Genomic DNA, 6,872 nt, shown 5'->3' with positions numbered 1-6,872 from the left:
GAGTCGAGGCAACGCATGAATAAACGAACTTCCAAGACAGTCCACTAGACTATTTTTTGTAGTTACAGAAAAAGAAGCCATGGAAATCGAGTTCAACTTGGCTAAAGCGGCCAGAACAAAAGGAGGAGCGGGGAATTGACTTCAACCGAGCAGGGGAAGTTTTTCAACGCAAGCATCTCACTCGGCGCGATGACCGCTTCGACTACGGAGAGGAACGTTTTACGACGGTTGGTTGGTACGGTGGCCGCTTGGTTGCGGTGACGTGGACGCCACGCGGCGAGGTGCGCCGCATCATTTCAATGAGGTATATGCATGAAAAAGAGCAACGTACCGTCCGCGACGCCCTGGAGTGATCCCGACGACGCGCCGGAAATCACTGACGTCTGGGTTGCCGAAGCGGACTTGTATGATGGCGAAAAGCGGCTTCGCCGAGGTCGCCCGCCCAAGGTTCAGCCAAAAGAGCGGTGACTCTGCGCCTGGACGCCGACGTTCTAGCGGCCTTCAAAAAGGACGGCGAGGGCTGGCAAACTCGCATCAACGCCGCTCTCAGGGGGTATGTGCAGGAGCATCGGAGCTGATAGCAGGCTCCCTACCCGTTTGAATACTTAGTACCTGCCGCCTAAGACGCGACCCCGGGGCGATACTCTTCAGCTTTTGGGCAGGCCCGCGACACCAATTACGGTTTGCGCACCCAGAACAGCTCATGACGACGCACGGCCTTGCGGAAGAAGTCGTCCTGACCGAACTCCGGCCAACGGCGACCTGCCAGCACCCATTGAATGATCCGGCGCAGGCGCTTCTTCAGCGGCAGGGGGGGCTGCAGGTCGTGCTGCATGGCCAGCGCCTGGGCCTTGTCCAGACGAGCAGTGGCGTTCAGCACCGGGCTCCATAGACCATCCGCCGGCAATGGCTCCTGCCGCGGTGGCAAAGCCACGCCACTACCCACCGGTCCCATGGGCCAGCGATCGTTGTCATATAGGTGATTGGCATAGAGCAAGCGGAGCTCGGGACACCAGTCACCGAGCGCGATGGCTTCGTCCAAGGCCCGACTAGCCTGGATATGGTCGGGATGGGGGTCCAGTTCGGGGTGCGGCAGCACCACCACTTCGGGCCGAAACAGCTTGAGCAACGCGGCGAGGTCGCTCACCAGATTGTTCCAGCTGGGTACACCGTCCATGTCTCCCGGTAATGCCAGGGGGTTGAAACGGCGCACGCTACGGATATCCGAATCGCCGGATTCAAGCGAAGGGAAAGCCTTGTCCGGCTCGGCGACCATGGGCGCCAGCTGCAGGCAGTAGTACCCCAGTTGCACGCAGCGATTCGCAGGCACGCCACCCCAAAGCGGCACGGCCAAACTGCTCCAGCTACGCAGTCGGCCCTTGAGGCGCGCCGCGGCGGCCTTGTCAAGACCGAGCCGGCGGTAGTTCTGAGCCTCGATCTCACCCTGGGTGAGGGTGACTATGCTGGCCTGTGCGCTACGACTGTAGAGGCCGAAGGCAGCAAGCTCGGCATCGTCCGCGTGAGGGGCGATGACCATCACCCGGCGCGCTGCGTAGTCCGGATTGCTGAAAACATGCAGGCAGACTTCGGGGGCCAGGCGACAGAAGCGCGTCCGCAATTGTACGCGCCCCGCCCTCAGAGCCGGCAGCAGGCCGGAAAGGTTGAGGTAACGGCGCCCCCATGCGCCGCGCTCGAAGTCCTGGCGATCGCAGGGTTGGCCATCGGCGATCAGTACATGAGGGTCCAGCCAGCGACCGAGCCAGGTGGTACGCACCTGCACCTCGAGCATCAGGGTATCGGCATCGTCGGACAGTTCTCCAGGCTCCAGCACCAGCCGCCCCTTGTTCAGGCGGCCGCCTATCTTCTGCGCAGAGTCGGGGAAGGCATAGCGATAGTCCTCCCTCGGCGAATAGAACAGATGGTCGGCGAGCCAGGCCTCATGGGCGATCCAGGCCAGGATCAGCAGTACCGGCAGACTGTTCCAGCCGGCGAACCAATCCAGCGCGACCAGAACCAGCAGAGCCAGGACCATGAAGATACGTTTGCCGCGCCGGTGACGGCGCAGCAATTGCTGCTTGCGTGTTTCCATTCATTCACGTCCGAAACGCGGCGACCCTGTTGCACCAACGATCCTTGTAGTCCCGATCGGCCCGACCGAACGAATAGCGCAGTGCCTTGCCCCGATGCCGCGCCACGTCCCAAGCGGCCTGGGTATTGATGAAGCTGAGAACGCTGCCGGGGCTGAGGTGATGGGCACGAGGGTCGACACCACCATTGATGTACTCGTAACTGATCCAGCCTAACGACTCGACGCTGTACAGCACCTGAACGGCCACGGGAAAACCGTCCAGCATCAGCAGCGATCCACGCAGGAACTCCCGCAACAGGCCGAAGACTTCGGTCAGATGGGGCTTGCCTGGTACCTCGAAGCCCCAGCGACGCTCGAACAGGTCGGTATAGATGGCAGCCAGCTCGGCGGGGGTGAACTCCGCCACCGAGCGCACCACGCCGCCTGCCTCTTCGAACAGACGCAATTCGCGCCGCTGGTTGTAGCGGAATTTCTTCGAGTACTCCTCGGGTTGGCGCGCCAGCGCCAGGCCCTCGTGCTGCTCGCGCAGAGTGGCAATGCGCCCGGCATTGAGCTCGGAGACATAGCACAGACGCTGGCGTATCGGCACGCAGGCATCCTCGGCCACCGGCAGGATGACCTCGGCATTGCCCAGGTCGAATAGGCCACGCTTGCCGGTCTTTTTCAGGACATCCTTGGACAGTGCCAGGTGACGGCCCCAGCAGGGAACCGCGGCGATCCATTCGCCTTCCCGCTCCCAGGCCAGATAGCGCACCGGAATGCCGGCAAGACCGGCCAGTCGCTCGATCACGTCGGGATGGGTCGCCACACTGCCGCCGTAACGCTGCCAGATCTCGGCATAGGTGGAGGCATCGATAGTGCGCCAGCCACGTTCGCGCCAGCGCTGAAGGAGCTGCAGCATTCAGGATTCCTGTTCGTCGGACACTTCATCCTTGAACTGCGTCGCATGAAGCCTCGCGTAGGCGCCATTCACCGCAAGCAGCTCGGCATGGGTGCCGCGTTCGACGATGCGCCCCTGCTCCATGACCAGAATCAGATCGGCCTTCTCGATGGTGCTCAGGCGGTGGGCGATGACCAGTGTGGTACGGCCCGTCATCACATGGTCCAGCGCACCCTGGATGTGCCGCTCGGATTCGGTATCCAGCGCGGATGTCGCCTCATCCAGAATCAGCACAGGCGCGTTCTTCAGCAATGCACGGGCAATGGCAAGACGCTGGCGCTGCCCCCCGGAAAGCAGTACGCCGTTCTCGCCGACCAGAGTGTCATAGCCCCGCGGCATCTGCTCGATGAATTCATCGGCGTAGGCGTCGCGAGCCGCGCGCTGGATAGCTTCAAGCGGCGCGCCGGCGAGGTCGCCATAGGCGATGTTGTTGGCGACCGTGTCGTTGAACAGCGTGACCTGCTGGGTGACCAGAGCGATATGCCGGCGCAGGTTGCGCAGGGTGTAATCCTCCACTTCCACCCCGTCTAGCAGGATCTGCCCCCGATCATGGTGGTAGAAACGCGGAATGAGGTTCGCCAAGGTAGACTTGCCGCTGCCCGAACGTCCGACCAGCGCCACCATCTGTCCTGGCTCGGCGGTGAAGCTGATATCGTGCAGCACCTGTTTGTCCGTGCCGGGGTAGACGAAGCTGAGCCCCTCAACCTGCAAATGCCCGCTGACACGCTGGCGTTCTTGCGACCCCCTGTCGATCTCGGGTTCTTCGTCCAATTGCTCGAAAATGCTCTCGGCACCGGAAACGCCTTTCTGGATCGTGGAGCTCACCTCCGAAAGCTGCCTGATCGGTTTGGGCAGCAGGCCAGCCAGCGTGATGTATGCCACCAGATCGCCGGCCGACGCGTCGCCGCGCATATACAGCACCAGGAACATCAGCACGGCCATGGCGCTGTAGATCACCAGTTGCAGGGTCGGCGTGTAGACGGCGTTCGTCTTGACCATGCGCAACTGCTTGCCGGTATTGTCCCTGCTGGCGTCGAGAAAGCGGGCCTGCTCGTAGGCCTCGCCACCGAAGCTGCGCACCACCCGGTAGCCCTGGATGGTTTCGGATGCGACATGGGTAACGTCGCCCATTGCGACCTGGATCTTCTTGCTCTGCTTGCGGAATTTCTTGCTGGCGCTGGCCACCATCACACCGATGACCGGCAGGATCGCCACCATCACCATGGTCAGTTTCCAGTTCATCCAGAGCAGCGTGGCGAACAGGAAAATAACGGTCATACCCTCCCGTACCACGACCTTGATCGCATCCGTTGCCGCGCCAGTGACCATGGTCACGTTATAGGTGATGCGGGAAATCAGATGCCCGGAGTTGTGGCTATCGAAATAGCGGTTGGGCAGCGTCAGCATGTTGTTGAACAGGGCGACACGCAGATCATGCACCAACCCGAGCGAGACCCTGGCCAGGAAATAGTTGCCGAGATACGAGCCGATGCCTTGCAGCAGGGCGATGAGTACTATCAGCAGAGGCACGGCTTGCAGTAGCTTCAGCTCCGCCAGCCATGCCTGATCCTGCAGATAAGGAACCTGAGCGAAAAAACTGGCGTCCGGGTTGTTCAGCCCATCAACGAAAAACTTGAGAATGTAGCCGAGCATTGGCTGGGTGGAGGCGAAGATCAGGAAGCCAAACAGGCTGATAGCGAACAGCCCCCAGTAGGGGAGCACGTAGCGCAGCAACCGCAGATACACCTTTACACTGGATTGCTGGGTAGAATTAGCCATTCGGCGGCCCTTGCAACGGCAATTGGAGGGATCGGGATTGTATCAGCCAATGAGCACCTGCAAAGAACCGGCTATTTTTTCAAGATGGCCAAGCGCAATCCAAGAGACAGAGCTATGCAGCGCTTTTTTGACATCTGAACACCCACACGCAAGAAATCCGCGGACCTGATGTCAGCGATTGATGGAACCCATACAAAGAGCAATCACCCTGTGCTACGAAACGCCCTTGCCAGTACCGCGCATAAATTCGAATACTTCATCATTCACTATTGGCTGCCTGTAGGCTATCTGGTCTTATTGACCGGCTTGTTCTGGTTACCCGAGCGTAGCCTGTATTCGAAGACCTTCTACTCGTTATTCGCCCTACCGGCCCTTTTGCTACTAGTCATCCGGCCAAGCCGTATCCGTGAATTGGTCCAGATACCGACAGTTATCAGCCTACTAGCTCTATGTACGTGGCTGCTGATCAGCCTGGCATGGACTGATAGCGACGATTCTGCTTCCTCTCTGGTCAAGCGCCCCCTGTACATATTGATGTTTTTTGTCGGCTGTGCAGCCATGGCTACAGCCCGCGCGGAACTGATTCAGCGGCTGTTGTTTACCGCATCCATGTTCGTCGTCGTTGCTGCCGTCTATAATCTGGCCATTCACTTCTACTCCAACCCCACGAAAGCCCGCCTGATTGGCAGTGGAAGCCTGATGAATCCACTCTTGACCTCTCATGTGTTGGGCTTTTTTTGTACCTATTGGATGGCCCACTGGGTTTGCATCGAACGACACAAATATGTTGCAGCAATAAGCGCCCTCATCCTACTCGCAGCCTTGATAGCCACGGGTTCCAGAACGCCGTTGCTAGCCGTATCCATAACTGCAGTATGGCTAGCCATCATCTGGCGCCAACCCAAAGCATGGCTACTACTAGGCGTGCTTGTATTCTGTGGCCTGCTGACCCTCGCACTGTTCCCTGAAAAACTCACCCAGCGAGGGCTTTCCTATCGCCCGGAGATATGGCTAGCAGGCTGGCAACACCTGTTGGAATCCCCGTGGATCGGGCATGGTTTCAACAGCGAGCTGACACTGCCGGTGGCGGCAGCCGGCCGATCATTCTTCGATCCACACAACGTCGAGCTAGCAGTAGCCATTGACTTGGGTATCGTGGGACTGACGCTCTGGAGCCTGATGTATGGCTGCGCGCTGCTCGCCAGCCTGAAGAACCGTACATCTCCCTCCTTCTGCATCGCCTCGGCACTGGTCATTTGCGGGCTGACAGCAGGTATGACCGAAGGCAGCAATTTCCTTCCTCGACCCAATGAGAACTGGTTTCTAATCTGGATTCCGCTGTCGCTGATTGTGGCCTTGTCTCTCGCCAAGCGTCCGGAGCGATAACAATGAAGACCCTGACAAAAGAAAGTCTCAACCAACTTTTGCTGGATTCACACACGATTGAGAAAGACCGTCATGGCCTCAAAGTCGTACGCCTGGCCAATGGAGACTTCCTTAAGCTCTACCGACGCAAACGCTGGCTGAGCTCGGCGCTATGGTCGCCCCCCGCCGCACGCTTTGCCAACAATGCTGTGCGCCTGCGGAAATTGGGCATCGCCGCGCCCGTTATAGTGGAAGTTCTGCAGATTCCTGAGTTGCAAATCAATGCCGTGCAATACCAACCGCTTTCCGGTGAAACGCTGCGCAGCCATTGGCGAACGCTGGACGAAAACAGCCGTAACGTAGAAGTCCAACTTTTCGGCTCTTTTCTCGGCCAGCTTCACCTTAGCGGCGTCTATTTCCGCTCGCTGCATTTTGGCAATGTTCTATTGTTGCCCGACGCCCGTTTCGGGCTCATCGACCTATCCGACATGCACGTTTCCAATCGCCCATTGAGCGCCGGAAAACGAAAAAGAAATCTAGCGCACATTTTACGCTATAAAGAAGAGGCGAATTGGCTAGCTTTCCAGCATTTGGAGGCTCTGCTAGCAGGCTATGCTGAAAAGTGCGGTCCAGCCGCGGCGGCGCACTTGTCAAAGAGCATTCACGGGCTTCATCCTAACGATAACCAGACCGGATGAG

The 6,872-nt window shown here is 59.0% G+C and carries 8 protein-coding genes; 5 read left to right on the top strand and 3 right to left on the bottom strand.

Annotated elements, in window-relative coordinates:
• The first annotated feature begins 134 nt into the window (after window positions 1-134).
• From IN820_RS22205 to IN820_RS22195, 3 genes are read left to right on the top strand one after another with little or no spacing between them, the layout of a single operon-like run.
• Window positions 135-353, top strand: coding sequence for a BrnT family toxin (locus IN820_RS22205; RefSeq protein WP_193683080.1), 219 nt, complete (start codon window positions 135-137; stop codon window positions 351-353).
• Window positions 313-468 (top strand): hypothetical protein, encoded by a 156-nt coding sequence (locus IN820_RS22200; RefSeq protein WP_193683047.1) that lies wholly within the window; start codon window positions 313-315, stop codon window positions 466-468. The genes IN820_RS22205 and IN820_RS22200 overlap by 41 nt, the downstream gene beginning before the upstream one ends.
• Window positions 465-578 (top strand): BrnA antitoxin family protein, encoded by a 114-nt coding sequence (locus IN820_RS22195; protein WP_193683046.1) that lies wholly within the window; start codon window positions 465-467, stop codon window positions 576-578. Before IN820_RS22200 ends, IN820_RS22195 begins: the two co-directional genes overlap by 4 nt.
• Before the next feature lie 98 nt (window positions 579-676).
• On the opposite strand, the gene IN820_RS22190 is transcribed toward IN820_RS22195, so the two are convergent.
• The 3 genes from IN820_RS22190 to msbA are packed head-to-tail and all read right to left on the bottom strand — an operon-like array spanning window position 677 to window position 4,808.
• Window positions 677-2,089: a PIG-L deacetylase family protein gene (locus IN820_RS22190; protein ID WP_193683045.1), complete on the bottom strand. Its 1,413-nt coding sequence runs from the start codon at window positions 2,087-2,089 to the stop codon at window positions 677-679.
• Between the two features lie 4 nt (window positions 2,090-2,093).
• Entirely contained in the window at window positions 2,094-2,990 is an 897-nt protein-coding gene (locus IN820_RS22185; RefSeq protein ID WP_193683044.1) for a GNAT family N-acetyltransferase, read from the bottom strand.
• The gene (gene msbA / locus IN820_RS22180) at window positions 2,991-4,808 is read right to left on the bottom strand and encodes a lipid A export permease/ATP-binding protein MsbA (protein WP_193683043.1); all 1,818 of its coding nucleotides are present in this window, start codon (window positions 4,806-4,808) and stop codon (window positions 2,991-2,993) included.
• A 168-nt stretch (window positions 4,809-4,976) separates the two neighbouring features.
• On the opposite strand from msbA, the gene IN820_RS22175 reads away from it, so the two are divergent.
• Together IN820_RS22175 and IN820_RS22170 are read left to right on the top strand one after the other, a co-directional pair.
• Window positions 4,977-6,194 (top strand): O-antigen ligase family protein, encoded by a 1,218-nt coding sequence (locus IN820_RS22175; RefSeq protein WP_080977937.1) that lies wholly within the window; start codon window positions 4,977-4,979, stop codon window positions 6,192-6,194.
• Window positions 6,195-6,196: 2 nt separating this feature from the next.
• Window positions 6,197-6,871 carry a lipopolysaccharide kinase InaA family protein gene (locus tag IN820_RS22170; RefSeq protein ID WP_049325426.1) on the top strand — a complete coding sequence of 225 codons (675 nt, stop codon included), beginning with the start codon at window positions 6,197-6,199 and terminating at the stop codon, window positions 6,869-6,871.
• Window position 6,872 lies beyond the last annotated feature (1 nt).

Source organism: Pseudomonas lopnurensis (assembly GCF_015070855.1).
GTDB classification, from domain to species: domain Bacteria; phylum Pseudomonadota; class Gammaproteobacteria; order Pseudomonadales; family Pseudomonadaceae; genus Stutzerimonas; species Stutzerimonas lopnurensis.
The sequence above is the reverse complement of the archived record's forward strand: the minus strand, read 5'-3'. Positions and strand labels throughout refer to the sequence as shown.

Bases quoted from the DNA above. Each gene is read 5' to 3' on its own strand.
- IN820_RS22200 (WP_193683047.1), top strand. From the start codon at position 313: ATGAAAAAGAGCAACGTACCGTCCGCGACGCCCTGGAGTGATCCCGAC.
- IN820_RS22190 (WP_193683045.1), bottom strand. From the start codon at position 2,089: ATGGAAACACGCAAGCAGCAATTGCTGCGCCGTCACCGGCGCGGCAAA.
- IN820_RS22185 (WP_193683044.1), bottom strand. From the start codon at position 2,990: ATGCTGCAGCTCCTTCAGCGCTGGCGCGAACGTGGCTGGCGCACTATC.
- msbA (WP_193683043.1), bottom strand. From the start codon at position 4,808: ATGGCTAATTCTACCCAGCAATCCAGTGTAAAGGTGTATCTGCGGTTG.
- IN820_RS22175 (WP_080977937.1), top strand. From the start codon at position 4,977: ATGTCAGCGATTGATGGAACCCATACAAAGAGCAATCACCCTGTGCTA.
- IN820_RS22170 (WP_049325426.1), top strand. From the start codon at position 6,197: ATGAAGACCCTGACAAAAGAAAGTCTCAACCAACTTTTGCTGGATTCA.